Origin of the sequence: Dactylosporangium sp. NPDC051484, from assembly GCF_040689395.1 — a bacterium.
Taxonomy (GTDB): Bacteria; Actinomycetota; Actinomycetes; order Mycobacteriales; family Micromonosporaceae; genus Dactylosporangium.
The window spans coordinates 24,421-51,270 of the sequence record NZ_JBFAZX010000004.1 but is presented as its reverse complement, the minus strand read 5'-3'; the positions used below and the strand labels follow the sequence as shown (position 1 = coordinate 51,270).

At 72.9% G+C, this 26,850-nt stretch carries 21 protein-coding genes; 8 read left to right on the top strand and 13 right to left on the bottom strand.

Annotated features, from left to right (window positions below):
• Positions 1 to 20: 20 nt before the first annotated feature.
• The 13 genes from cydC to AB0367_RS08880 form a co-directional block, all read right to left on the bottom strand.
• A complete protein-coding gene (cydC, locus tag AB0367_RS08940) occupies positions 21 to 1,634 on the bottom strand; it encodes a thiol reductant ABC exporter subunit CydC (RefSeq protein ID WP_366225663.1) in 1,614 nt (537 codons plus the stop codon).
• 68 nt (positions 1,635 to 1,702) lie between these two features.
• The gene (cydD, locus tag AB0367_RS08935) at positions 1,703 to 3,361 is read right to left on the bottom strand and encodes a thiol reductant ABC exporter subunit CydD (RefSeq protein ID WP_366225662.1); all 1,659 of its coding nucleotides are present in this window, start codon (positions 3,359 to 3,361) and stop codon (positions 1,703 to 1,705) included.
• 10 nt (positions 3,362 to 3,371) lie between these two features.
• Positions 3,372 to 4,364, bottom strand: a complete 993-nt coding sequence (locus tag AB0367_RS08930) for a cytochrome d ubiquinol oxidase subunit II (protein ID WP_366225661.1) — start codon at positions 4,362 to 4,364, stop codon at positions 3,372 to 3,374.
• Positions 4,361 to 5,659: a cytochrome ubiquinol oxidase subunit I gene (locus AB0367_RS08925; RefSeq protein ID WP_366225660.1), complete on the bottom strand. Its 1,299-nt coding sequence runs from the start codon at positions 5,657 to 5,659 to the stop codon at positions 4,361 to 4,363. The genes AB0367_RS08930 and AB0367_RS08925 overlap by 4 nt, the downstream gene beginning before the upstream one ends.
• Positions 5,660 to 5,766: 107 nt before the next feature.
• Positions 5,767 to 6,300: an ACT domain-containing protein gene (locus tag AB0367_RS08920; RefSeq protein WP_366225659.1), complete on the bottom strand. Its 534-nt coding sequence runs from the start codon at positions 6,298 to 6,300 to the stop codon at positions 5,767 to 5,769.
• Positions 6,297 to 7,097, bottom strand: a complete 801-nt coding sequence (locus tag AB0367_RS08915; RefSeq protein ID WP_366225658.1) for an amino acid-binding protein — start codon at positions 7,095 to 7,097, stop codon at positions 6,297 to 6,299. The genes AB0367_RS08920 and AB0367_RS08915 overlap by 4 nt, the downstream gene beginning before the upstream one ends.
• Before the next feature lie 156 nt (positions 7,098 to 7,253).
• Complete coding sequence (locus tag AB0367_RS08910) at positions 7,254 to 8,321, bottom strand: LacI family DNA-binding transcriptional regulator (RefSeq protein ID WP_366226032.1); 1,068 nt, start codon at positions 8,319 to 8,321, stop codon at positions 7,254 to 7,256.
• Between the two features lie 121 nt (positions 8,322 to 8,442).
• Positions 8,443 to 9,498, bottom strand: a complete 1,056-nt coding sequence (locus AB0367_RS08905; protein WP_366225657.1) for a LacI family DNA-binding transcriptional regulator — start codon at positions 9,496 to 9,498, stop codon at positions 8,443 to 8,445.
• Position 9,499: 1 nt separating this feature from the next.
• Positions 9,500 to 10,903 (bottom strand): GH1 family beta-glucosidase, encoded by a 1,404-nt coding sequence (locus AB0367_RS08900; protein WP_366225656.1) that lies wholly within the window; start codon positions 10,901 to 10,903, stop codon positions 9,500 to 9,502.
• Positions 10,900 to 11,844, bottom strand: coding sequence for a carbohydrate ABC transporter permease (locus AB0367_RS08895; RefSeq protein ID WP_366225655.1), 945 nt, complete (start codon positions 11,842 to 11,844; stop codon positions 10,900 to 10,902). The genes AB0367_RS08900 and AB0367_RS08895 overlap by 4 nt, the downstream gene beginning before the upstream one ends.
• The gene (locus tag AB0367_RS08890) at positions 11,841 to 12,818 is read right to left on the bottom strand and encodes a sugar ABC transporter permease (protein WP_366225654.1); all 978 of its coding nucleotides are present in this window, start codon (positions 12,816 to 12,818) and stop codon (positions 11,841 to 11,843) included. Before AB0367_RS08890 ends, AB0367_RS08895 begins: the two co-directional genes overlap by 4 nt.
• A 92-nt stretch (positions 12,819 to 12,910) precedes the next feature.
• The gene (locus AB0367_RS08885; RefSeq protein WP_366225653.1) at positions 12,911 to 14,221 is read right to left on the bottom strand and encodes an extracellular solute-binding protein; all 1,311 of its coding nucleotides are present in this window, start codon (positions 14,219 to 14,221) and stop codon (positions 12,911 to 12,913) included.
• 982 nt (positions 14,222 to 15,203) lie between these two features.
• A complete protein-coding gene (locus AB0367_RS08880; RefSeq protein ID WP_366225652.1) occupies positions 15,204 to 15,749 on the bottom strand; it encodes a plasmid pRiA4b ORF-3 family protein in 546 nt (181 codons plus the stop codon).
• A 186-nt stretch (positions 15,750 to 15,935) separates the two neighbouring features.
• On the opposite strand from AB0367_RS08880, the gene AB0367_RS08875 reads away from it, so the two are divergent.
• From AB0367_RS08875 to AB0367_RS08840, 8 genes are all read left to right on the top strand, one after another.
• On the top strand, positions 15,936 to 16,637 hold the full coding sequence (locus AB0367_RS08875) for a pyrimidine reductase family protein (protein ID WP_366226031.1): 702 nt from the start codon (positions 15,936 to 15,938) through the stop codon (positions 16,635 to 16,637).
• Positions 16,638 to 16,838: 201 nt separating this feature from the next.
• The gene (locus AB0367_RS08870; protein ID WP_366225651.1) at positions 16,839 to 18,608 is read left to right on the top strand and encodes an ATP-binding protein; all 1,770 of its coding nucleotides are present in this window, start codon (positions 16,839 to 16,841) and stop codon (positions 18,606 to 18,608) included.
• A 29-nt stretch (positions 18,609 to 18,637) separates the two neighbouring features.
• The gene (locus AB0367_RS08865) at positions 18,638 to 19,786 is read left to right on the top strand and encodes an exonuclease SbcCD subunit D (RefSeq protein WP_366225650.1); all 1,149 of its coding nucleotides are present in this window, start codon (positions 18,638 to 18,640) and stop codon (positions 19,784 to 19,786) included.
• Complete coding sequence (locus tag AB0367_RS08860) at positions 19,783 to 22,260, top strand: SMC family ATPase (protein WP_366225649.1); 2,478 nt, start codon at positions 19,783 to 19,785, stop codon at positions 22,258 to 22,260. The genes AB0367_RS08865 and AB0367_RS08860 overlap by 4 nt, the downstream gene beginning before the upstream one ends.
• Positions 22,257 to 23,198, top strand: coding sequence for a hypothetical protein (locus AB0367_RS08855; protein ID WP_366225648.1), 942 nt, complete (start codon positions 22,257 to 22,259; stop codon positions 23,196 to 23,198). Before AB0367_RS08860 ends, AB0367_RS08855 begins: the two co-directional genes overlap by 4 nt.
• A 32-nt stretch (positions 23,199 to 23,230) precedes the next feature.
• The gene (locus AB0367_RS08850; protein WP_366226030.1) at positions 23,231 to 24,082 is read left to right on the top strand and encodes a DNA-3-methyladenine glycosylase 2 family protein; all 852 of its coding nucleotides are present in this window, start codon (positions 23,231 to 23,233) and stop codon (positions 24,080 to 24,082) included.
• Between the two features lie 46 nt (positions 24,083 to 24,128).
• Complete coding sequence (locus tag AB0367_RS08845) at positions 24,129 to 25,247, top strand: ATP-dependent DNA ligase (RefSeq protein ID WP_366225647.1); 1,119 nt, start codon at positions 24,129 to 24,131, stop codon at positions 25,245 to 25,247.
• Positions 25,244 to 26,818, top strand: coding sequence for an alpha/beta hydrolase (locus tag AB0367_RS08840; protein WP_366225646.1), 1,575 nt, complete (start codon positions 25,244 to 25,246; stop codon positions 26,816 to 26,818). The genes AB0367_RS08845 and AB0367_RS08840 overlap by 4 nt, the downstream gene beginning before the upstream one ends.
• Positions 26,819 to 26,850: the final 32 nt, after the last annotated feature.

Sequence of the window (26,850 nt, the reverse complement as noted above, 5' to 3'; positions counted from 1 at the left end):
GTCAACCGCTCGCCGGAGCATCAGCCGGCCACGGGGCCCGCCAGCCGGCCGCCCTCGACAGTCACCACCTCGTCGAAACGAGCCAGGTCGGCCTGCCGGTGGGTGACGACCACCACCGTGCGCTCCCCCGCCGCCCGCAGCGCTGTGGCCAGCACGGCGTCCGCCGCGGCCGGGTCGAGGCCCTCGGTGGGCTCGTCCAGCAGCAGTACCGGCGGCGCGTCCACGAGCGCCCGGGCCAGCAGCAGCCGCTGCCGCTGCCCGCCCGACAGCCGCCCGCCGTCCTCGCCGACGAGCTCGTCCAGGCGGTCGCCGTACTCGGGCAGCCCCGCCGACTCCAGCGCGCACCGCAGCTCTGGGTCGCCGAAGCCGTCCCGGCCGAGCGTGAGGTTGTCCCGCACGGTGGCGTGGAACACGTGCGCGTCGGCGAACACGCCACCGGCCACCTGCCACGGCTCGGCCCCGGCGGGCACCCCGTCGACGCGTCCGCCGTCGACGGGCACCCGCCCGGCGATGGCGTCCAGCAGCGTCGACTTCCCGGCCCCGCTGCTGCCCACGACGGCGACCCGCCGGCCCGCGGGCAGGTCGAGGTCGACACCCTCGAGCGCGGCCCGCACGCCGTGCGGATAGCGGACCGTGACCCCGCGCAGCCGCACGTTCACGGGTTCCCGCAACGCCCGCCGCCGCGGTCCGTCGGCCACGCCGTCGCGGTCGCCATCGCCGACGCGGGCAACGTCGCGGTCGCCGACGAGGGCCCGGACGCGCTCGACGGCGCCGCGAACCTCGCTCTGGCGGGCGGCGGCCGCGGCGAGCGGGGTCACCACCTCGCCGACGGTGAGCGCCACGAGCGCGAGCACCGGCGCGGCGGGGCCGTGCACGAGCGCGGCGATGCCCACGGCGGTGGCCGCCGGTACCACCGCCGCGACCCCGGTCACGAGCCCGGTCACGGCCGCGGCGCGCGCCTCCAGGCGGGCCAGCCGACGGCCGCGCGCCGACGCCTCGGCGAGCGCGGCCGGCATGGCGCCGAACGCGGTCAGCTCCGCGGCCCCGTGGACGAGGTCCACAGTGGACTCCGTGACCTCGCCGCGGGTGCGGGCGATCGCCGCCGCCGACGCGGGCCCGGTGCGGGCGAGGGCGTTGCCGAGCAGGGGCAGCGCGACGCCCGCGACGAGCAGCCCGGCGGCGAGCAGCGCACCCGCGCGGAGGTCGGCGGCCCCGACGCCGGCCACGGCGGCCACCCCGACGACGCCGGCCACCCCGGCCGGCAGCACCGCCCGCAGCAGCAGGTCCTGCACGGCGTCCACATCGGACACCACGCGGCTGAGCGCGTCGGCGTGGGAGGCACTCTGCGAGGAGGACTGCCAGGCCGGGTCCCGGCGCGCGGCCAGGGCGGCGAACGCCCGGGCGCGCAGGTCGGCGAGGACGCGCAGGACCACGTCATGGGAGGCGAGCCGCTCGGCGTAGCGGATGCCGCCTTTGAGCAGCGCGAAGGCCCGCACGGCGGCGATGGCCACGGCGAGCGCCGCGAGGGGCGGCTGCTCGGCCGCGCGCACGATCATCCAGGCCGCGGTGCCGACGAGCCCGACGCCGGCCACCTCGGTGAGCACCGCGAGCAGCCCGGCGAACACGAGCCGCACCAGCGCACCACTGCTGAGCAGGCCCCCGCGCGTCAGCGAACCGGCTGTGAGTCCTGAGAGTCCTGAGGTCATTGGGCCGCCACCGCCGGGCGCAGCTCGGCGAGGCCGCCGTCGACGGTCACCGTGCGGGTCGCGATGGACAGCAGGGCCGGGCGGTGCGCCACGAGCAGAGCGGTGCGGCCGGCCGCCAGCCGGGCCGCCGAGGCCACCACCGCGGCCTCGCTGGCCGGGTCGAGGCGCGCGGTCGGCTCGTCGAACAGCAGCACCGAGGCGTCGGCGCGCAGCCAGGCGCGGGCCATCGCCAGCCGCTGCCGCTGGCCGCTGGACAGGCCGTGCGCGCCGAGGTCGGTGTCATACCCGCGCGGGAGCGCCCGCACGAACCCGTCCGCCTCGGCGGCCACCGCGGCGGCGACCATCGCGTCCAGCGGGGCGTCCGGGGAGCCGAGGCGGATGTTGTCCGCGACCGTGCCGGCGAACAGGTGCGGCCGCTGCGGCATCCAGGCCAGCCGGGCGCGCCAGGCGGCCAGGTCGAGGCCGGCGAGGTCGGCCCCGCCGACCAGGACGCGGCCCTCGGTCGGGGCGGTGAAGCCCAGAATCAGCGACAGCAGCGTGGACTTGCCGCCGCCGCTGGGGCCGACCAGCGCGATCCGGTCGCCGGGCTCGATGCGCAGGGTCGCGTCGCGCAGCGCGACGACGTCGCCGTAGCGGACCTCGACCCGGTCCAGGGCGATGGCGGCGCCGGGCGGGGGCAGGCGGGGCTCGGTCGTAGCCGTCGTGGCCCTGGGCCGATCCAGCAGTACCGCATGAATCTCCGCGGACGCGGCGAGCCCCTCCTGGCTGGCGTGGAACTTCGTGCCCAGCGCCCGCAGCGGCAGGTAGGCCTCGGGCGCCAGCAGCAGCACCACGAGCGCGGCGCTCAGTGTCAGCCCGCCGTGCAGCAGCCGCAGGCCGACCGGCACGGCCACGAGCGCGATCGAGACGGTGGCGACGAGCTCCAGCACCAGCGCCGACAGGAACGCCAGGCGCAGGGTGCGCATGGTCGCGGCGCGGTACGCCTCCGCGGTGTCGCGCACCCGCCGCACGTAGGCCGGCTCGCGGCCGAACGCGCGCAGCGTCGGCAGGCCGCGCACGGTGTCGAGGAAGTGCCCGCCGAGCCGGCTGAGCAGGTGCCATTGCCGAGCAGTGCGCGCGCCGGTCGCCTTGCCGACGAGGACGCCGAACAGCGGGATGAGTGGCAGCGTCAGCGCGACGACGACCGCGGAGGCGAGGTCGGTGAACGCCAGCCAGGCCAGCGTGGCGAGCGGGACGAAGGCGGCGAGGAACACCTGCGGCAGGTAGCCGGTGAGGTATCCGTCGAGGCCGTCGACGCCGCGCCCGGCGAGGGTGGCCAGCTCTCCGGCGCGCCGGCCGGTGAGCCAGGCCGGCCCGCGCCGGGCGGCGGCGTCGAGCAGCTCCTCCCGCAGGTGCGCCTTGACCCCCGCGGCGGCCCGGCCGGCGATCGCGCCGAGCGCGCCGGCGTGCAGGCCTCGCAGCACTATCGCGGCCAGGCAGACGGTCAGCCACACGGCCGTCTGCGGGCGGTCGAGCCGGCCGGTGACGGCCGCGGCGAGCAGCGTGGCGAGGCTTACCGCCTGTGCCACGACGAGCACTGCGGCCAGCAGCGCCGACCCGGCCAGCACCACCGCGTAGCGGCGCACCGGGCCGAGCCGTAGCAGTCGTCTGTCCACGTGTCGTGACCTACCAGTACAGAGACGTCCGGCGGCTGCCCGTGGCTCGGAAGAGCCACCAGCAGGCGGCCTGGACGGCGACGAGCACCGCAAGCAGCGGCGCCGCGCCGAGGGCGAGTAGCCGCAGGGTTTCGCCGCCGGCGGCCGCGTCGTCGACGGTCACCGTCGCGCCCGGGTCCATCGTGGACGCTAGCACGGCCGGGAACAGGGCCGACGCCGCCGCGAGCACGGGTAGGGCACACGCCACAGCGCTGGCCGCGAACACCCGCCCGCCACCCCTCTTCGCCGCGAGCCCGGCGGCGACGACGGCAAGGGCGATCACGAGGGCCAGGGCGGTCCCGGCGACCGGGTTGCGGATGCCCGGGGGCGCTTTGAGGTACCAGCCGCCGAGGACGAGCACGGCGACGCCGCCCGCGGCCGGGCCGAGCCGGGCGACGAGCCGGCGCATCCGCTCCCGCGCCGGCCCAGCGTCGAGGCGCCAGACCAGGAAGGCCGCGCCGTGGACGAGGACCAGCAGGACGTTGGCGAGCCCGGTGAACCAGACCTGCGGGTCCTTCAGCGGCGCGAAGCCGTGCAGGTGGCCGCCGGCGTCGAGCGGGACGCCGTGCAGCAGGACGCCGAGCAGCAGACCCCAGCCCAGCGCCAACGCCAGGCCGCTCGCGGCGATGAGCGCGTCGAAGCCGGCCCGGCGCCGGCCGCGGCTGCGCAGTTGGACGCCGGCGTTGAGGGCGAGCAGGCCGAGCACGATCACGATCACCGCCGGGTACGCGGCGCCGTAGAGCTCGCCGTCCAGGCGCGGGAACGCGGCGACGAGCACGCCCGCGGCGCCGACCGCCCAGACCTCGTTGCCCAGGAACATCGGGCCGATCGCGTTGAGGGCGGCGCGCCGCTCGCCGTCGCCGCGCAGCGCCGGCAGCAGCATGGCGACGCCCTGGTCGAGCCCGCCGAGGACGAAGTAGGCCACCAGGCAGAAGCCCAGGATGCCGTACCACAGGTTGCTCATACGAGCGCCTCCCGCAGCTCGCGGTGCTCGCCGGTCTCGCCGGACTCCTCGCCGGTGCCGAACTCGCCGCCGGGCGTGCGCGCGGCGGCCCGGGCCAGCAGCCACCAGTCAACGACGGCCAGGGCGGCGACGGCCACGGTGAAGCCGAACGTCGACCACCGCAGTGCCCCGGCGCTCATCGGTGACACCGCGTCCACGGTGCGCAGCAGACCGTACACGGCCCACGGCTGGCGGCCCTCCTCGCGCACGATCCAGCCGAGGATCGCGGTGACGAACGGCACCGGGATGAGGACGGTGAGCATCCACAGCGCCGGCCGGGCCCAGCGGCGGCGGATCAGCGTGTCGCGGAACGTGAGCACCTGCGCGACGAACAGCAGCAGGAACAGCAGGTTGGCGATCCCGGTCATCGCCTCCAGCGAGATGACGACCCAATCGCTGGGCAGGTAGTCGCCGGGGCCGAACCGGTCGACCATCGCGGCCTGCTGGGCGACCGCCTTGGCGCCGCCGGCGAGCTTGGTCGGCTGGTTGTCGCCGATCGGGCCGAACTGCGCGTAGCCGAAGCCGATGGTGAAGAACGTGCCGATCAGCCCGAACCGGATGCCGAGGCGCAGCGAGCGTCGGAACAACTCGTGGTCCTCCGGCGCGAGCTCGCGCCGGCGGCGGGCTCGATGTGCGCGGCGCAGCCGCCAGGCGCTGACGCCGGCCAGCAGGATGCCGCCGGTCGTCATCGCCGCGAACACGGTGTGCAGCAGGGCGAACCACAGTGCGCTGTTGGACAGCAGCGCGCCGAAGTCGGTGAGCCGGGCGATGCCGTCAGCGTCGAGGGCGTAGCCGACCGGGTGCTGCAGGAACGCGTTGCTGACCATGACCCAGAACGCGGAGAGCATCGCGGTCGCGGCGACGCCCCAGATGAGCGCGAGGTGCAGCCGCTTGCCGAGCCGGCCCCAGCCGAAGATCCACATGCCGAGCAGGGTGGACTCGAGCACGAACGCGATGAGCGTCTCCAGCGCCAGTGGCGCGCCGAACACGTCGCCGGTAAGCCGGGACAGGCCCGCCCAGTTGAGCCCGATCTGAAACTCCATGACGAGGCCGGTGGCGATGCCGACCGCGTAGTTGATGGCGTACAGCAGGCCCCAGAAGCGGGCCATCCGGCCGTACGCCAGGTTGCCCGACACGACGTACCGCGTCTGCATGACGGCGACGAGCACGACCAGGCCGAGCGTGACCATGACGAACAGGAAGTGCAACGACGCGGTGAGCCCGAACTGCAGCCGGGCGTACTCGAGGGCACTCACGCATCGCCCTCCGACATGTACCCAACCAACATGTCGTCACCCTACACGTAGACGGGTGCGACAAGAAGCGCCCCCTCGATCGACGAGGGGGCGTTCTCAGCGTGTTCTCAGGCCGCCGTGCGCTTCGCGGCCACGCGGGCAAGCTCGACCAGGGCATGGGCCCGGGCGTATTCGGCCGGGGTGAACACCGGCGCCGGACGCCGGACGTACAGGGTGCCGCCCGCCGGGTCACGCAGCTGCATGCCGGTGGCGGTGAAGCCGACCGTGCCGGTCGAGGCGCCGGCCCGCCAGGAGATGTCGCAGTCGCCGAGCAGCGCCGCGATCGCCTCCTCCAGGGTGGCCGAGCCTTCAAGGACCTTCGTGGCCAGCGCGAGGACCCGGGTGGGCTCGTCAATGAGGCCGCGCACGTCGGCCTGGGCCACCCACGGGTCTCGGCCGCGGCCGCGCTGCACGGCGTCGACCAGGTCGGCCCGGGTGAGGGCGTCGGGCGCCTCGACGAGGAAGTCGTCGACCGCGCCGGACTCGGTGGTGTGCACCTGCACGGAGAGGATGTTGACCTTCCGCAGGGCGAGGCTCGCGGTGAGGACCGACAGGAAGCCCGGGCGGTCGTCGACCGTGGCCCGGATGCGCCAGAGCGTCATTCCCGATGCCCCCCGCCTGCGGTTGAGGGCGACCATGACGATCTTGTGCCGGCGGGAGCGGGGGTCCCGGCAACGCGACTCCCCGCCTTACCCGGTTCCGCCAAACCGGGCCCCGCCAGCCGATCCCCCAGCACAGACGCGGTTGCACCGACCAGCTGCGCCAGCCGTTCCACCTCGGATCCGTGGAACGGTGGTGCTCCAGCGTCGCCTTCCGCCCCGCCGCGGCCGACGACAAGGACCAGCCCTGCACGCTGGAAAGGCGCGACGGCGAGATGAACGCCGTCAGCTGCGCTCACCGCGCGGGGCCGGAGTGGTGCGATGTCCACCTGAGGGGGGACAACCGGAGCGCGCCAACTGGCGCATACCACCGAGGAGTCGGTCCATGCCTGGGCGCGCGCGCCGCCGCCCGCCCAGTCCGATCCGACAAGGATCGCGACCGCCCAGTCCGCGCCGAACAGTGCAGGTGCCGCGTCCACGACCGTCGCCAGGCCCTGGTCCGGGTTTGCCGCCACCTGTCCGATCAGCGCGACCTCGCGGCCGCTGCTCGGCTCCGAAAGCTCGGTGCCGCGCCACACACCGTCCACGCGCACGCCTGGGACCGCCGCGAGGCCGGCGAGTACGCGGTCGACCGCGGCCGAAGCCGGCCAAACCACGGTGAAGTCGTCCACCGCACGACCGCCGACCCGTTCCAATACAACCACTGAAACGATGTCCGCGCCGACCACACCCAGCGTCCGGGCGACCTGCCCGAGTGAGCCGGGACGGTCGGGTAGCGCAACCCGCAGCCTGAGCAGCATGGAGTCGACCTCCCGTTCGTCCTTGGCCGGGGATGTACGCCGCCGTTGGTGTACGCCTTGTTCTCCGGTACTGCGAACAGATTGCCTACCGCGGGTTTCCACCCCGTTTCGCCGCGGTGTCGATGCCGGAACGTTTGAGCCGGCGCCGGACGGCGGTCAGGCGGAGGCGCGGCGGACCAGGTGCGTCTCCACCATCACCGACGAGGACGCAGCGCCGCCGATGCGGGCCACCAGCAGCCGCGCCATCTCCCGGCCCATCGCCTCGACCGGCTGGTGCACGGTGGTCAGCGGCGGGTCGGTCTGCCGGGCGATCGCCACGTCGTCGAAGCCGACCAGCGCCACGTCGTCGGGGACCCGCTTGCCGAGGGTGCGCAGGGCGCGCAGGGCGCCCACGGCCATGAGGTCGGAGGCGGCGAAGACGGCGTCGATGGAGGGGTCCGCGGCGAACAGGTCGTGCACCGCGCGCTCGCCGCTGGCCTCGGAGAAGTCGCCGTACGCGATGAGCCGCTCCTCGACGCCGAGCCCGGCCCGTTCCAGGGCCTCACGGTAGCCGGTCAGCCGGGACACACCCACGGCCATGTCCTGCGGGCCGGCGATCGCGGCGATGCGCCGGCGCCGGCGGTCCAGCAGGTGGCCGACGGCGATGCGGGCACCGCCCTCGTTGTCGGCGTCCACATAGGACAGCTGCGACAGCTGGGCGGTGAAGTTGAGCCGCTCGTCGTCGGCGAGCATCTGGGCGGGGCGGCCGCCGAGCACGACCGGCAGGCCGCGGCGCTCCAGCAGCTGCGGCAGCGGGTCGGCGTCGTGCAGGGACAGCAGCATGACGCCGTCGACGTGTTGGTTGGTCAGGTGGTGCTCGACGCGCTCGCGCTCGGCCGGGGACTGCGCCATCGCCAGCCACAGCTGCAGCTGGGTGTCGGCCAGGGCCGAGCTGATGCCACGGACGATGCCGGCGAAGAAGGGCTCGCCGAAGACGCGGTCCTCGGACTCGGACACCACGAGCGCGACCGAGTCGGTTCGCTGGGTGACGAGCGCCCGGGCCGCGCGGTTGGGCACGTATCCCAGCTCATCGATCGCCTTGCGCACCGCCGCGCGGGCCTCGGGACTCACCTGGGGCGAGCCGTTGACCACCCGCGACACGGTGCCGCGGCCGACGCCGGCACGCAGCGCGACCTCGTCGAGGGTGGGCCGGCCGGCGGAGCGCGGGCGGCCCGGGGACGGGATGTTCACGGCCCCATTGTGCGCACATTCCGTCATCGGGCCACCCGCAGCCCCACGATCGTTTGCGGGAAAACCGTCGCAATCACCTCAACATCGGCGTCTTCGGGCGCGACCAGCAGCCGGCTCAGGCCGACTCGCGCACCACGAGGTGCGTGTCGAGCACGGTTGAGTCGGCCGGTGCGCCGGCGATGCGGGCCAGCAGCAGCCTCGCCATCTCGCGACCCATGCCCTCCACCGGCTGGTGCACGGTGGTGAGCGGCGGCAGGGTCTGCCTGGCCACGGCGGAGTCCTCGAACCCGACCACGGCGACGTCGGCGGGGATGCGCCGGCCCTGCTCACGCAGGGCTCGGATGGCCCCCGCGGCCATCAGGTCGGAGGCGGCGAACACGGCGTCGAGCCCCGGGTCGAGACGCAGCAGGCGGTACATCGCATCGGCGCCGCTCGCCTCGCTGAAGTCGCCGTATGCGACGAGCCGGTCGTCGTACGGCTGGGACGCCAGGCGAAGCGCCGCACGGTACCCACGCAGCCGCGCCTTGCCGACCCCCATGTCCTGCGGGCCGGCGATCGCCGCGACACGGCGGCGCCCCAGGCTGAACAGGTGCTCGACGGCCGTGCGGGCACCGCCCTCGTTGTCGTTGTCGACGAAGGCGACGCGGTGCCCGTCCGGGCGGCCTTCTGGTTTCGCGGTTGCGGGGTTGGTGCCCGCTTCGATCATGTGTGTGGTGCGCCCGCCCAGGACGGTCGGCAGCCCGCGCCCGGCCAGCAGGCCGGGCAGCGGGTCGTCATCGTGCAGCGACAGCAGCAGCACGCCGTCGACGTGCTGGTCCGGCAGGTGCCGCTGCACGATCTGCCGTTCCGCGGTGGACTGGGCCATGGCCAGCCACAACTGCATCCGGGTGTCGGCCAGGTGCGAGCTGACGCCGCGGACGATGCCGGCGAAGAACGGCTCACCGAAGACCCGTTCCTCGGACTCGGAGACGACCAGTGCCACCGCGTCGGTCCGGCGGGTGACCAGGGCGCGGGCGGCGCGGTTGGGCACGTAGCCCAGCTCCTCGATCGCCTTGTGCACCGCGGCCCGCGCCTGCGGGCTCACCTGCGGCGAGCCGTTGATGACCCGCGATACGGTGCCACGCCCGACACCGGCCAGGGCAGCGACCTCGTCAAGTGTCGGGCGGTGCACGCTACCCGGCCAGGCCGTTGCGCCTGACGACGTCGCCGTACCGGTGCCCGCTGGCCTTGATGGTCCGCCGCTGGGTGGCGTAGTCCACGCCGATGATGCCGAAGCGCTTCGAGTATCCGAACGCCCACTCGAAGTTGTCCAGCAGCGACCACGCGAAGTAGCCCCGCAGCGGGGCGCCCTGCGCGATCGCGTCGAGGCAGGCCCGGTAGTGCGCGTCGAAGTAGGCGACCCGCTCCGCGTCGTCGATCGCCCCGTCGGCACCGGGGATGTCGACGTAGGCGGCCCCGTTCTCGGTGACGTAGAGCGGAATGCCCGGGTAGTCCCGCGCGACGCGCACCAGGGTCTCGGTGAGCCCGGGCGCGTCGACCTCCCAGTCCATGTCGGTGACGGGAACACCGGGCCGCTTGACGAAGCGCACGTCCTCGCCGCCCGGCCACGGCGTCGGCACCCGCCGGTAGGACTCGGCCGGCGCGTCCGGCTCGGGCGCCGCGACCACGTGCCGGCTGTAGTAGTTGATGCCCAGCAGGTCCAGCGGCGTGGCGATGACGTCCAGGTCACCGTCGCGGACGAAGCCGAAGTCGCTGATCCCGGCCAGATCCTGGCGCACGTCCTCGGGGTAGGCGCCCCGCAGTACCGGATCCAGGAAGATGCGGTTGGCCAGGCCGTCGATGCGCCGCGCGGCCTCCAGGTCGCCGGCGTTGCCCGGGTCGGCGGGCGAGACCGCGTACAGGTTCAGCGTGACGCCGAGCTGCGCGCCGGGGTCGTTCGCGCGGATGGCGCGGACCGCCTCGCCGTGGCCGAGCAGCAGGTGGTGCGTCGCGGCGAGCGCGTCCGGGGCGTGCTGGCGGCCCGGGGCGTGCACGCCCGAGGCGTAGCCCAGGAACGCCGAGCACCACGGCTCGTTGAGGGTCGTCCAGTGCCGGACCCGGTCGCCGAGCGCGCCGTGCACGAGTGCGGCGTACTCGGCGAAGCGGGCGGCGGTGTCGCGCGCCGGCCAGCCGCCGGCGTCCTCGAGCTCCTGCGGCAGGTCCCAGTGGTACAGCGTGACCCACGGGGTGATGCCCCGCTCCAGCAGTTCGTCCACGAGCCGCCGGTAGAAGTCGAGCCCCTTGCCGTTCATCGGCCCGCGTCCGCCCGGCTGCACACGCGGCCACGCGACGGAGAACCGATAGGAGCCGAGCCCCAGATCGCTCATCAGCGCGACGTCCTCGCGGTAGCGGTGATAGTGCTCGCACGCCACGTCGCCGGTGTCGCCGCCCACCGTCCTGCCGGGGGTGTGGCTGAAGGTGTCCCAGATGGACGGGGTGCGGCCGTCTTCGGCGACCGCCCCCTCGATCTGGTACGACGCGGTTGCCGCGCCCCAGAGGAAGCCGGGTGGAAACGTCAGCGGGTCGATGCTGGTCACGCCTTGACCGAACCTTCCATGATGCCGCCGATGATCTGGCGGCCGAATGCGATGAACACGATGAGCAGCGGCACGATCGCCAGAGCCGTCCCAGTGAAGACTTGCACGTAGTCGGTCTTGTAGTAGCCGGTCGCCAGAATGTTCAGCGAGACCTGCACGGTCGGCGTGTCACCGTTGAGCACCACGTAGGGCCAAAGGAAGTCGTTCCAGGTCTGCATGAAGGTGAGCAGGCCGAGAACGGCCGCCGCCGGACGCAGCGCGGGGAGCACGACGCTCCAGTACGTGCGCCAGGTCGACGCCCCGTCGATACGGGCCGCCTCGATCAGCTCGTCGCTGATCGCGGACTCGGCGAACTGCCGGATCATGAACACGCCGAACCCCTGCACGAGGAACGGCACGATGACCGCCTGCAGCGTGTTGGTCCAGTCCAGCTTCACCATCAGCAGGTACAGCGGGATGATGTTGATCTGCGTCGGGATCATCATCGTCAGGATGATGATCAGCAGCAGCGCGTTCTTGCCGCGGAACTTCAGCTTGGCGAACGCGAAGCCGGCCAGGGTCGAGAAGAACACCACCGACACTGTCACGCAGCTGGCCACGACGGCCGAGTTGACCAGGCCGTAGAGGAAGTTCGCGTCGGTGTTCTCAAGCACCCGGGCGGCGTTGGAGAAGAAGTTCGACCCCGGCGTGAGCGGCGGCGGGATGGCCGTCACCGCGCTGTTGTCCCGCGAGGCCACGATGAACGACCACAGGATCGGGAACACGGACAGCACGATCGTGATGATCAGCCCCAGGTAGGTCAGCGGGCTGGCCTGCCACAGCGCCTCCGACCCGCCGCGCACGCGGCCGGGCCGCCGCTGCGGGTTCTTCTTCTGGTTCTTCGGGCTCTTCGCAGCGCCCGGCTCCTGGTGGGGCGGGGCGGTTCGGGTCATCGTGCTCATGTCGTGTTCCCTCGAACCGAGCGGCGCACCAGCAGGAAGTTGACCAGCGCGAAGATGAGGATGATCAGGAACAGCAGCCAGGAGATCGCCGCGCCCTTGCCCACGTTGTAGTTGTTCGTGAACGTGGTCTCGTAGATGTACATCGCGACGGTCTGGAACTCGTTCAGCGAGCCGCCCTGGATTCGGCCGTAGTTGAACAGCAGCGGCTCGGTGAACAGCTGCATGCCGCCGATGGTCGAGATGATCACCGTGAACAGGATCGTCGGCTGGATCAGCGGCACCGTGATCCGCCAGAACCGCCGGAAGGCCGAGGCCCCGTCCAGCGAGGCCGCCTCGTACAGCTCCTTCGGGATCGCCTGCATCGCGGCGAGGTAGATGAGGGCGTTGTAGCCGGTCCAGCGCCAGTCGACCATGAACGCGATGGCGGTCCACGACGACCAGCGGTGGTTGCGCCACTCGATCGGGTCGAAGCCCACCGACTGGATCAGCCAGTTCGCCAGGCCGTATCGGTCGGCGAAGATCAGGCCGAAGACGATGCCGACGGCGGCGACCGACGTGATGTTGGGGACGAGCACGCCCATGCGGATCGCGGTGCGTGCCTTCATCTTCTTGTTGAGCCAGCTGGCGACCATGATGGCCAGGACGAGCTGCGGCACCGTCGCGACGATGAACAGGCCGAACGTGTTGTAGATGACGGTCCAGAAGTGCGGGTCGACCAGGACCTTGCGGTAGTTCTCGAGGCCGACGAAACCCGCGTCGCCACCGGTCAGGGTGTTCTTGCGCAGCGACAGCACGGCCGTGTAGACGAGCGGGTACGCCCCGAACACCGCGAACAGCAGGAAGAACGGCGCGACGAACAGATAGGGCGAGAGCCTGAGGTCCAGTCGGCCGAGACGTACGGAGCGCGGCCTCGGCGGCGTCACCGGGTCCTTTCGCCCGTGACGAGGCCCGGCGACCTCGACGTTGGTGGTCATGGTGGTGGTCCTTCTTCCTTAGCGTGCGGGTTGCCGGTCGCTGGGGCGGAGGCGGCACGTCGCCACCTCCGCCCGGTGTCGATCGGTCCCGATCAGCCGTCGGCTAGCGCCTTGCTGTCCTTGATGGCCTTGTCCCAGCCCGCCCGCGCGGTCAGCTTGCCCTGCTCAGCGGCCTGCATGGCCGGCTCGAACGCGTTCTCCCACAGGGCCTGGTGCTTCGGGCCCAGGTAGATCGGCTTGAGCTCCTTCGCCGCGCCGGCGTAGATCTGGCCGACCGGGGCGTTGTTGAAGTAGTCGTTGGTGGCACCGGTCAGCGACGGATCGGCCAGGGCCGAGACCGACGACGGCAGCGGGCCCGCCTCCTTGAACGCGTCCAGACCGCCCTGCTTGCCGGTCAGGAACTTGACGAGCTCGAACGCGGCCTTCTTGTTCTTGCTCTGCGCCGGGATGGCCAGGTAGGAGCCGCCCCAGTTGCCGCCCTTGCCGGGGATGGTGGCGATGTCCCACTTGTCCTTGCCGCCATCGCCGGCGCGCTCCTTGATCACGCCGGTGTACCACGGCGGGCACGGCACGGTCGCGAACGCGGCGTTCTTGAATGCGGCGTCCCAGTCCGCCTGCCAGCGCTGCAGCTTGGCGGTCAGGCCCTTGCCGGCCATGTCCATGCCCAGGTCGTAGGCCTTGCGCACGGCCAGGTTGGTGTCACCGATGTACTTGTCGCTCTTGTCGTAGAACCAGGTGTCGCCGTTCTGCATGATGTACGGCTGCATGATCGACGTCGCCGAGTCGATCCAGGCCGCGCCGGTGTTCTTCGCCTTGAAGGCCTCGCCCTGCTTGATGTAGTCCGCCCACGTGGGCCACAGCTTGCTGACCTCGTCGCGGCTGGTGGGCAGGCCGGCCTTCTGGAACAGGTCGGTGCGGTAGCACATCGCGAGGGGGCCGACGTCGGTGCCGAGGGCGACGAGCTTCTTGCCGTCCGCGGTGAACGCGTTCTTCCACTTGAACGCCAGGTACTCGTCCTGCAGCGAGGAGGCGCCGAGGTCGAGCAGGTTGGCGAACGACTTGTTGTCCTTCAGGTATTGCAGCAGCATGCCCTCTTCGAGCATGACCACGTCGCTCGCGCCGCTGCCGGCCGAGAGCTGCTGGGCCAGCTTCGGCGTGAAGTCCTTGGTCTGGCCCTCGTTCTTGACGTCAACCTTGATGTCCGGGTTGGCTGCCTCGAAGTCCTTGACCGCCTGGGTGAAGCCGGGCGAGCCGAAGTAGGACAGCGAGATCCTGACCGAGCCGCCGGCGCTGCCGCCGGAACCGCCGTCCTTCTTGGCACTGCAGGCGCCGATGCCGAGGGCGAGCCCGACGGTCAGCGCGGCCGCGGCGACGGATCGCACGCGACGCGGGGTGAAGCTCATCCTGATCCCTCTCAACAGGTCGTGATGCGGTGTTCGGCGTGGGGGTGCTTGATGCGTGCCGGCGGGCAGGGTGAAGCCCCGCCGGGGTATGGCGGACATGCGAACTGATGGCCCCCGCGACTGCGGGATGTGTCACCTGCCACAGCCACGGGAGCGCTCCCATGAGCCTGGACCGCGAACGGCCGCCGTGTCAATAGGGTAATGGGAGCGTTCCCATTTCGTTATCGCGGGACTTTTTGATCCGTCCTTATCGCGCTATATACCCTTTTGCACCATCACACATGGTGACTTTGGCGCCGAGGGCGACGTGGCGCTCGCTTGATTCCGCCACATTCCGCGCGAGCAAGGTCTCCGTGGTCATGCGCCCGGCGTCCACGATGCGCGGGGTTCGTCATGATCACGGAGTGAACGTGCCGCTTTTTTGTGCATTTTCACTCCGTGATCACGGCGAACATGATGCCGGTCGACGCGGATCGCAGCCGCGGGGCCAGCGCCGCCCCAAACGATCATCGATCACGGCGGCGGCCCGGCGGCCCGAAGCGGTCCAGCACTGCGGCGACGCGGTACGGCAGCGGTCCCGGCCCCGCCCGGTGGGTCCGGCGATACGGCAGCCCTCGGCACCGCCCCGGCGCGGCGGCGGTCCCGTTGTCCCGGTACCGACCACCAGCTCGCACAGCATCCGCAAGACGCGCTTGTCCGCGGGCCCGGACAGCGGGACCGCCCCTGCGCGGCGGCGGTCCGGCGCGGCGGCAGTCCGGCGCGCCGGCAGTCCTGCACCGCCCCCAGCGCTAGCCCGGCAGCGGCCCGGCGGCAGTCCGGCAGCGGCCCGGCGGCGGCCCGGCGATACGGCACCGCCCCAGCGATGGCCTGGCGGCGGTCCGGCGGCAGCGGCGGTCCGGCCGGGCAGCGGCCCGATCCGGCCGGGCAGCGGTCCAGGACAGCGGGAAAAGTCTTTCCCGATCAGGCCGCGATCAGACCCCGATCAGGTCATCCGGCGCAGCAGCGTCGTCGGCGGGGCAGGGTCGAAGGCGGCCGGATCGAAGGCGCGGCCGAGCCACACGCGCATCGCGAGGTGGTCGGGGTGAGCCGGGTCGACGTAAGCGGTCAGGAAGTCGCGGTAGCCCTCCGGGCCGCCGACATCGTCGGGCGGGCAGGCGCGCTCGCCGCCGGTGCACATCGGGTAGCGGATGTCGGGGTCGGCGGGCACCACGTCCTCGATCGCGACGTCGTGCTCCCACCAGTCGCCGAAGTCGTAGGTGTACCGCAGCCGGGTGCCCTTGCCCGCCACCATGTCCAGGCGGGTGTCCAGCTCGTCGCGGACCTCGAGCAGGCCATCGGGGTCGGGCACGCCGTACTGCACGCCGTCGATGTCGAACACGTGCAGGTGGCGGTCGCTCCAGCCCATCGCGAACTGGATCACCCGGTGCAGGCGGTCGAGGGTGAAGGCGCCGGGCACGAGGATGCGGCGCCAGACCGGCGGGTCCACGCCGTCCAGCGCGATGCGCAGCTGATAGATCATGCGAGCCATGGTGCAGACATTGTTGACCGGACAGGCCCGGCGGCGCAGCCTGAAACTGTGATCTGTCAAGCGTGCCGCGACAAACGGCATGCCGAGTGCCGCGGCGGGAGCTGGTGCGACTGCCAGCACCGGCCGCCGAGACCGACGCCACCGGTCACGGGTCCGCCCGGCGAGTAAGGTCGTCGGGTGCAGCTGCTGCGGCCCTCCCCAGATGAGCTACCCGACCTCGCCGAGCTCTACCGCACGCCGCCCGACCCGTGGCTGCGGCTGAACTTCGTGTCCAGCCTCGACGGCGCCGGGCACGTGGACGGCCGCAGCGAGCCGCTGTCCGGGCCTGCGGACAAGCGCGTCTTCGGCATCCTGCGGATGCTGTGCGACGCGCTGGTGGTCGGGGCCGGAACGCTGCGCGAGGAGGGCTACCACGCCCTGCGGCTGGATGCCGGGCGGCGGGCCTGGCGGGTCGCGCACGGCATGAGCGAGTATCCGACCCTCGTCGTGGTCTCCGCCCGCTGCGACCTCGACCCGGCGCACGAGGCCCTCGCCGACGCCCCGGTGCGCCCGATCATCGTCACCCGGGCCGCCGCCGAGCCGGGCCCACTCGCCGCGGTCGCCGACATCGTCGTGGCCGGCGACGACCAGGTCGACCTCCCCGCCGCCGTCGCGCTGCTGCACGAGCGCGGGCTGCGGCAAATCCTCAGCGAGGGCGGACCGCAGCTCTTCGGGTCGCTGACCGCGGCCGGGCTCGTCGACGAGCTGTGCCTGACCCTCTCGCCGCTGCTGGCCGGGCCGGGCGCCGGCCGGATCACCGCCGGGCCGCCGATCGACATGCCGCAGGCGCTCACGCTGCGTCACGCACTCCTCGCGGAGGGCCTGCTTCTGCTGCGGTACAGCCGGTAAGCCATCGATCCACAGCATCGTCCACAAGCCTGTGGACAACCGCCCGGAACCTGTGAATAACCGTGGGTTATACCCCGTTTTCACCCGATTCCGAGCCATGAATCGGACACTCACCTGCCCACCGCTGGCGTGGTGCCTTCGACCCACGGCCGACGGTGAGGCACGATGCACAGGCGAACACATGTACTGGGGGTCGACACCATGGCGGACGAATCCGCGCCCACACCGGGCGGGCCCGTCGTCGGGCGTGTGCTCGGCACCGCCGACGCGACCCCGCTGACCTTCTGGGTCGCCGTCGAGGACGGCGCCTACCTCCAGCTCGATGACGTCGTCGTCACGAAGCGTGACCTTCCCGAGCGCGACCCGGTGACCATCGCCGGGGTGGTAACCGCCGTGCGCGCCCGGCACGAAGGCGTGGCGTTCGACTCCGACGTCTTCCTCGTCGCCGACGGCACCCTCCCGGCGACGATCCAGGAGGCCGCCGAGATCACCACCACCCGAGTCGACCCCGAGGTGTACGTGCCGCCGGCCCCCGGCGCGGTGGTGCACCGCGCGCAGGGCGACGCCAGGGCCGGCGCGCTGTACTTCGACCGGATGGAGCGCACGATCCCGATGGGCTTCGGCCGCGACGGCGCGCCCATGTTCCTCAACGCCGACTTCCTCGACGGCTCCCGGGGCGCGCACGTGTCGATCTCCGGCATCTCCGGCGTGGCGACGAAGACCAGCTTCGCCACCTTCCTGCTGTACTCCGTGTTCCGCTCCGGCGTGCTCGGCGGCGCCGGGGAGACCGCCAACACTCGCGCGCTGATCTTCAACGTCAAGGGCGAGGACCTGCTGTTCCTCGACCACCCCAACGCCCGGCTCGACGCGGCCACCGTAGACGCCTATGCCCGGCTCGGCCTGGCCGCGGGCCCGTTCCCTGACGTGCGCGTCTACGCGCCGCCGCGCGCCGGGGACTCCTCCGGCACCCCCGACGTGAGCAGCCGCCTCACCGGCGTCGACGCGTTCTACTGGACCCTGGCGGAGTTCTGCGCCGACCGGCTGCTGCCCTACGTGTTCGCCGACGCCGACGACGAGCGCCAGCAGTACACGATGGTGGTGCACTCGGTGACCGCGCACCTGGCGCGGGTCGCCCAGCCGGCCGAGGGTGGCGTCGCGATCGACGGCACCCGGCTCAACTCCTACGCCGACCTGGTCGACCACCTCGTCGAGCAGCTCAACGACGACGCCACCCGCGGGCAGTGGGCCGGCAGCGCGGTCGGCCTGGGCACCGTCAACGCGTTCGCCCGGCGGCTCATCGGCAGCAAGAAGGACCTGTCCCGGCTCATCCGCGGCGACCTCGCGACGCGCAAGCCGCACCAGATCAACACCGCCGAGTCCGCTCAGGTGACCGTCGTCGACCTGCACAACCTGCCCGACCGGGCGCAGCGCTTCGTCGTCGGCGTGACGCTGCGCACCGAGTTCGAGCGCAAGGAGAAGGCCGGCACCGCCAAGCCGCTGCTGTTCGTCGTCCTCGACGAGCTGAACAAGTACGCGCCACGGGAGGGCACCAGCCCGATCAAGGAGGTGCTGCTCGACATCGCCGAGCGGGGCCGCTCCCTCGGTGTCGTGCTCATCGGCGCGCAGCAGACCGCCAGCGAGGTGGAGCGGCGCATCGTGGCCAACTCGGCGATCCGGGTCGTCGGGCGGCTCGACCCGGCCGAGGCTGCCCGCCCGGAGTACGGCTTCCTCCCGCCCGCGCAGCGCCAGCGCGCGCTGCTGGCCAAGCCCGGCACCATGTTCGTGTCGCAGCCGGAGATCCCGGTGCCGCTGTGCATCGAGTTCCCGTTCCCGTCGTGGGCGACCCGGCCCGCCGAGGCCGGCGCCCCGCCCAGCGCGACGCTGCGCTCGATCGTGCAGTCCAGCGACCCGTTCGCGGTCGTGGCGCGGGTCGGCGCCGGCGGCGTGTCCGACGACGACATCCCGTTCTGAAGACGTCCCGCGCTAGACAAGGAGCCGGCTTGCGCATCCTCCACACCTCGGACTGGCACGTCGGAAAGGTCCTCAAGGGACAGTCGCGGGCGGCCGACCACATCGCGGCGATCAACGGGCTCGTCGACGTCGCCAAGGCCGAGCGGCCCGATCTGGTGATCGTCGCCGGTGACCTCTACGACACCGCCACCCCGACCGCCGACTCGACCCGGATCGTCACCCGCGGGCTGTCCGCGCTGCGCCGCAGCGGCGCCGAGGTCGTCGTCATCGGCGGCAACCACGACAACGGCAACGCCCTCGACGCGCTGCGCCCGTGGGCCGACGCCGCCGGGATCACGATCCGCGGCGCGATCGGCAAGCCCGAGGATCACCTGCTGTCCGGCACGACCCGGGGCGGGGAGGAGTGGCGCCTGGTCGCGCTGCCGTTCCTGTCCCAGCGGTACGCGGTGCGCGCCAGCGAGATGTTCGAGCTCTCCGCCGCCGAGATCACACAGTCGTACGCCCACCACATCGGCGAGCTCATCAGCCGGCTCGCGCAGGGCTTCGGCGGCGGCACCGTCAACCTTCTCACCGCGCACCTGACGGTCATCGGCGCCACCATGGGCGGCGGCGAGCGGGAGGCGCACACCATCATGGGCTATGCGGTGCCGGCCAGCGTCTTCCCGTCCTCGGTGCATTACGCGGCCCTCGGCCACCTGCACCGCGCCCAGCAGGTCAACGGGCCGTGCCCGATCCGCTACAGCGGGAGCCCGCTGCCGATCGACTTCGGCGAGGAGGAGAACCTCGTGACCGCGAGCGTCGTCGACGTGACCGCCGCGACCGCGGCGCGGGTGCGGGAGGTCCCGCTGCCGGTCGCGACGCCGCTGCGCACCGTCCGCGGCACCCTCGCCCAGCTGTCCACACTGGACACCGGCGAGGCGTGGCTGCGGGTGTACGTCCAGGAGGCGCCCCGCGCCGGGCTGCGCGAGGAGGTCCAGCAGCTACTGCCGAAGGCGCTCGAGGTCCGTATCGACCCCAAGCTGCTGCCCGGTCCCGGCGCCGGCGAGAAGCCCGAGCGGGCGCGGGCCGGGCGCTCCGCCGGGGAGCTGTTCGCCGACTACCTCACCCAGCGCGGACACGCCGACGAGGCGACCGAGGCCCTGTTCCACCGGCTACACGACGAGGTGATCAACTCATGAGGCCGATCCGGCTGGATCTGGACGGGTTCACCGTGTTCCGCGAGCCGACCACCGTGGACTTCACCGACACGGACTTCTTCGCGCTCGTCGGGCCGACCGGTTCCGGCAAGTCCACGGTCCTCGACGCGATCTGTTTCGCGTTGTACGGCACGGTCCCGCGCTGGGGCGACCGGCGCGCGATCGCCAACGCGCTCGCCCCGTCGGCCGCCGAGGCTCGGGTGCGGCTGGTGTTCGAGTCCGCCGGGGTGCGCTACGTGCTGTCCCGGGTGGTGCGCCGCGACGCCAAGGGCGCCGTCACCACCAAGCACGCCGGGCTGGAGGCGCTCGCGCCCGAGCTGGACCTGTCGAAGCTGGAGCACGGCCTCGACGCCGACGACGTCGCCGAGGTGCTGGCCGGCACCCCCGGCGAGGTCGACGAGGCGGTGCTGACCGTCGTCGGGCTGCCGTATGAGCAGTTCACCAAGTGCGTGGTGCTCCCGCAGGGCGAGTTCGCCGCGTTCCTGCACGCGAAGCCGGCCGAGCGGCAGAAGATCCTGGTCAACCTGCTCGGCCTGGACGTGTACGGGCGGATCCGGGAGCGGGCCGCGGCCGAGGGCTCCGCCGCCGAGGCCAAGCTCAAGGTGCTCGATGAGCAGCTCGCCGTGCTGTCCGACGTCGACGAAGCGGCGCTGACCGCGGCGGCCGCGCGGGTCGAGGCGCTGCGCCGCGTCGCCGGGGCCGTCGACGCGATCGCACCCCGGCTGGAGGAGGCCGGCCGCCTCGCCGGGCAGGCCACGACCGCGCTGGCCACTCTCGACGTGGAGATCGACCGGCTCGGCGCGGTCACGGTGCCCGCCGAGGCGGCCGGGCTGGCCGCGGCGGCCGCGGCCGCGCGCGCCGCCGTCGCCGGGGCGGTGGAGGACGCCCGGGCCGCCGAGGAGCGCGAGGAGAAGCTGCGCGGCGAGCTGCAGGCCGCCGGCGACGTGACCGCGCTGCGCCGACTGCTCGACCGGCACGCCGAGCGGGCACGCCTGGCCACGGAGGCCACCGCGGTCCACGATCGGGTCGCCTCGGCCTCCGAGGAGCACGACCGGGCCGCGCGGTCCGTGGAGACGGCCCGGACCGAGGCTGCGGCGGCCAAGCGGGCATTGGAGGCGGCCTTCGAGGCGTACAACGCCGCGATGGCCGTCGACCAGGCCGCGGCCCTGCGCCCGCAGCTGCGGGCCGGCGAGGCGTGCCCCGTGTGCACCCAGACCGTCCACGACCTGCCCGATCTGCCGCACGAGCCGGCCGTGGTCGCGGCCAAGGCCGTCGGTGAACTGGCCCGCAAGCGCAGCAACGCCGCGGACCGGACCGTGGAGGAGCGCGACCGGACGCTACGCGACCTCGACCGGAACCTCGCCACCGCCCGCGCCCACGCGCAGCAGGTGGAGCAGCGCATGGTCGCCCTGGACGCCGAGCTGGAGGGCACTGCCCCGCCCGAGGCGCTGCAGCGCGACCTCGACGGCATCGCCCGGCTCACCAAGGGCCTGGAGAACGCCGGCGCCGAGGTGCGCAAGGCCCGCGAGGCGCACCGTACCGCCGCCGGCGACGCCGACCGGGCCGATGAGCGGCTGGGGGCCGCGTGGCGCTCCTTCGACACCGCCCGCGACGGCCTCGCCGCGTTCGGGCCGCCGCCGGCCAACCGCGACGACCTCGCCGATGCCTGGGCGACGCTGCACGGCTGGGCCACCGGCGAGACGGGCCGCCGCCGCGCCGGGCGGCCGGCCGCGCTCGACGAGGTCCACGGGGCCGAGCGGCGCGCCGCCGGCGTGCGCGATGAGCTCGCCGCGCTGTTCACCGGGGCCGGGCTGGCGGCGCCGGGTGGGGACCCGGCACGGGAGGCGGCGGTCGCCGTCGAGCGCGCGGAGGCGGCGCGGCGGCGCATCGAGGAGCGGCGCGCCGACGCCGAGCGGCTGCGCGCCCAGCGCGACGCGATCGCCCGGGACGGCCAGGTCGCCAAGGCCCTCGCCCAGCACCTGCGGGCCGACCGGTTCGAGCGGTGGCTGCTCGCCGAGGCCCTCGACACCCTCGTCGAGGGCGCGTCGCGGACCCTGCGGGAGCTCTCCGGCGGCCAGTACGACCTCGGCCACGACAAGGGCGAGTTCTACGTCGTTGACCACCACGACGCCGGGCTGCGCCGTGTGGTACGCACGCTGTCCGGCGGCGAGACGTTCCAGGCCTCCCTCGCGCTCGCGCTCGCCCTGTCCGAGCAGCTCGCCGGCATGTCGGCGGCGTCGGCGAGCCTCGAGTCGATCGTGCTCGACGAGGGCTTCGGCACCCTCGACGCGTCCACGCTGGACACGGTCGCGGTGACGCTGGAGAACCTCGCCGCCCGCGGCGACCGCATGGTCGGCGTCGTCACCCACGTCGGGGCGCTCGCCGAGCGGATACCGGTGCGCTTCGAGGTGCGCCGCGACGCCCGGACCGCCCGCATCGAGCGGGTGGGGTTGTGAAGCTCCACGTCGACGCGTGGGACCCGGCCTACGGGCTGTCGTTCGAGGCGGCCGAGGCCTCCGGGCCGCAGGCGCAGAGCAGCGCCCAGCTCCAGCCCGACGTCGAGCTGCCCGCGGACGCCTGGCGCCCGGTCGACCCGCCGGCGGGCCTCGACCCGCCCGGGACCGTGCTCATCGTCGACGGGGTGCAGCGCATCGACGCCCGGGTCTGGATCACCGACGACGCCGGCACGACCCACCCGGGGGTCGCGGCCTCCTACGCCGCCGGGGTGGTGCGCTGCGAGCTCGGCCGCGGCGTGGCGCAGGTGGCCACCACGCGGATCGAGCGGGGGCTGTTCACGCCCGTCGAGGACCTGCCGCCGATCGTGGCGGGCAACATCCGCTACCCCGGCCGGCGGGTCTCCCGTGGCGAGCCGAAGGACCTCGCGCTGGGCGTGCAGCGGCACATGCGCGCCCTGGAGGTGGGCGTGTCGAACGAGGAGCGGGCCGACGGCGACCTGCTCATCGTCGACGGGCCGCTGCAGGAGCGCGTGCACCTGCCCCGGGCGCTGGGCTACATCAAGACCCACCGGGTGGAGTACCTCCCGGCCGGCCTCACCGAAGTGGTGACCGCGCTGCGCGGCGGGCAGCGCACGCCCGTGTTCCTGCTGGGCACGTCGTGGAACCGTTTCGCGTGGTACCTGCGGCTGCCCGGCCCGGCCGGGGCGCCGTGGTCCGGGATCGTGCGGGCGGAGTGCTCGGCCGACCTGACCCACGCCGGTGCCGTCGCGCTCGCGCACCTGTCGGCGGTGACGCTGCCGCGGTTCGCGTCGCAGGCGTACAAGGACCCGCGGGCGCCGCAGAACCTGGTGCCGATCGCCGGGCTGGAGCGTAAGCTGCGCGCCATGCTCGGCGACTCCCGGCTGCTGCACCGCGCCCTGTCCCGGGTCGCGGCGTGAAGGTCCCGCCGCGTTACGACCTGGCCCGGACCATGCGCGGCCTGGCGCTGATCCAGGGTGACCCGACGCTGTCGATCTCGCCCCACTCGTGCTGGTTCGCGACCCGCACCCCCGACGGCCCGGGCACGCTGCGGCTCGTGCTCGGTGGCGACGAGCTCTCCTTCGAGGCGTACGGCCCGGGGGCGGACTGGCTCCTGGCACGGGCCGACGCGATCGCCGGGCTGCGCGACGACGTCACCGGCTTCGCCGAGCTGTCCCGGCAGCACCCGCTCGTCGCCCGGCTCGCCCGGGAGCACGCCGGGCTGCGCATCGGCGCGACCGGGCGGGTCTTCCACCATCTGGTGCCGGCGATCCTCGGGCAGAAGGTGAGCGGCAAGGAGGCCCACCACGGATACGTGCGAATGCTGCGGAAGCTCTCGCAGCCGGCGCCCGGGCCGCGGGAGGGGCTGCTGCTGCCGCCCGAGCCGGAGGTCCTCGCCGCCACGCCGTACTGGGCCTTTCACCCGTTCGGCATCGAGCAGAAGCGGGCCGAGACGCTGCGCCGGGCGGCCGCGCAGGCGGCGGCGCTGGAGCGGTCCGCGGACGCGGCCGCCTGCACGGCGCGGCTGGTGAGCATCCCCGGCATCGGGCCGTGGACGGCGGCCGAGGTGACCCGGGCCGCGTACGGCGACGCCGACGTGGTCTCCGTCGGCGACTACAACATCAAGAACAACGTGGCGTTCGCGCTGACCGGGGCGGCCCGCGGCACCGACGAGCACATGCTCGAGCTTCTGGCGCCGTTCGCGCCGCACCGGGGGCGGGTCTGCGCGCTGATCGGCGCCGCCGGGATCGGCGCGCCCCGATTCGGGCCGCGGATGCCGATCCGGTCGTTCGCGCGCTTCTGAATCCGGTTCGGAAAAGTTGTCGTACCTGTGTGGTTGACTGGGCCACGTGGAGCTGCCAGTCCTGCCGCCAGTCGAGCCGATGCTCGCCAAGAGCATTCCCAGCCTGCCCAGCGCGCCCGGCATGAGCTACGAGCCGAAGTGGGACGGGTTCCGCTGCATCGTGTTCCGCGACGGCGACGAGGTCGAGCTCGCCAGCCGTGGCGGCAAGACCCTGACCAGGTATTTTCCCGAGGTCGTCGAGCAGGTGCGGGCCCAGCTGCCCGCCCGCTGCGTCGTCGACGGGGAGATCATCGTGATCCGGCGCGATACGGGAGCGCCGCGGCTCGACTTCGAGCTGCTCGGCCAGCGCATCCACCCGGCCGCCTCCCGGGTGCGGCTGCTCGCCGAGCAGACACCGGCCTCGTTCGTGGCGTTCGACCTGCTGGCCATCGACGACGAGGCGCTCGTCGGGCAGGGCTACGCCCAGCGCCGGGCCCGGCTGGTCGAGGCGCTCGATGGGGTCAAGCCACCCGTGCACGTCACGCCCGTGACGACCGACGTCGAGGTGGCGCGGGACTGGTTCGAGCGCTTCGAGGGCGCCGGGCTCGACGGGGTCATCGCCAAGCCGGCCGAGGGCGTCTACGAGCCGGGGAAGCGCACGATGTACAAGATCAAACACTCCCGGACGGCGGACGTCGTGGTGGCCGGTTTCCGCTGGCACAAGGACGGGCCGATCGTGGGATCGCTGCTGCTGGGCCTGTATGACGACGAGGGGCGCCTGCACCACGTCGGTGTCGCCGCGTCGTTCACCCGCGAGCGCCGCGCCGAGCTGGTCGAGGAGCTCGCGCAGTATCGCGAGGGCGTCGTCGACCACCCGTGGAACTGGGCCGGTCTCGCCCCCGGCAGCGCCGCGGAGAGCCTCGAGTCGGTGCCGGCCAGCGGCGCGGCCACCCGGCTGCCCGGCGGGGTGAGCCGGTGGACCGGCAAGAAGGACCTTTCGTTCGTGCCGCTGCGGCCCGAGCTGGTCGTCGAGGTCGGCTATGACGCGATGGAGGGCGATCGGTTCCGCCACACCGCCCAGTTCAAGCGCTGGCGGCCCGACCGGGACCCGCGATCCTGCACCTACGAGCAGCTCGATCGCCCGCTGCGCTTCGACGTCGAGTCGGTGCTGGCGGGCCGGCCGTGACGCTGCCGAAGATCGGGCGCGCCCGCCGGTTCGCTCCCCTGCTGCTCGTCGCCGCCCTGCTCGCCGGCTGCACCAATCCCCCGCAGTTCACCACGCCGACGTCCGGCCGCGCGCTGGGCACCCCGTCCGCGGCGCCTTCGGGCCCCGTGACCCGGTCGGGCGGCCTCGACATCCCGCCGGCCGACTGGAAGCCGTGCCCGGACGCGTATAAGGGCATCTTGTCGACCCCGCCGCAGAACGTCACCTTCAGCTGCGCCACCGTCAAGGTCCCGCAGGACTGGGCGCACCCGAAGGACTCCGGCACGTTCGACATCGCCCTGGTCCGCGGCCGGTCCTCGACCCAGCGCGACCGGGTCGGCTCGCTGTTCATCAACCCGGGCGGCCCCGGCGGCTCCGGCTTCGAGTATGGCGTCTACCGGTCCGTCTACCTGCCGGCCGAGATCACGCGCCGCTTCGACATCATCGGCTTCGACCCGCGTGGCGTGGGCCGCTCGTCGCCGGTCAGGTGCTTCTCCGACGCCGACCTCGACCAGAACTTCGGCATCGACCCCGACCCGGTCAGCGACCAGGGCTTCCAGCAGACCGTGGCGCTGGCCCGGAAGCTGGCGCAGTCCTGCGGCGAGAAGTATGGCGACAAGCTGCCGCTGTTCTCCACCGAGCAGGCCGCCCGGGACATCGACGCGTTGCGCGCCGCGGTCGGCGAGCGGCAGCTGACCTACCTCGGGTATAGCTACGGCACGCTGCTCGGCGCCGTCTACGCCCAGCTGTTCCCGAAGAACGTGCGGGCGCTGGTGCTCGACGGCGCCGTCGACCCGAAGCAGTCGATGCAGCAGTCGGCGCAGAGTCAGGCGGCCGGCTTCGAGCTGGCGTTCTCCAACTTCAACACGTGGTGCTCGAACAACCCGACCAGCTGCCCGATCGGTCCCGACGCCCGCGCCGTGGTCATGAAGGCGATCGCCGACTCGCGCACCGCCCCCGTCCAGGGCAGGGGCCGCAAGGCGAGCGCCGGGTGGGTGTTCACGGCGGTGGTCTCGTCGCTGTACAGCGAGTCGTCGTGGCGCATGCTGGCCCAGGCGATGCAGGACCTGCGCAACGGCAAGCCCGACAAGCTGTTCCAGCTGGCCGACGCCTACACCGGGCGCGACGACGACGGCCATTACACGAACATGTTCGACGCCAACTCGGCGGTCGGCTGCGCCGACAGCGATGACACCCCGACGGTCGAGCAGTCCCGCGCCCTGCAGAGCCAGTGGCGCGCGAAATACCCGCTGTTCGGCGGCGCCCTGGCCCTGAACCTGATCTGCGCCCAGTGGCCCGGCAAGCGCGACCCCTACCCCACGGGACCCGCGACGGGCTCCGCCCCCATCATCGTGATCGGCACGTTGGGCGACCCCGCGACTCCGTACGAGCAGGCCCCCGCCCTGGCCAAGATGCTGGGCGTCGGCACCCTGGTCACCTGGAAGGGCGAGGGCCACACCGCTTATCCCCAGACGGGCTGCATCATCGACGTGGTCAACCGCTACCTGATCGACCTGAAGGTCCCCCCGGCCGGCACAGCCTGCGAGAAGTAACGCACCGCCACGCCCCGGCCCCCGATCGAGCG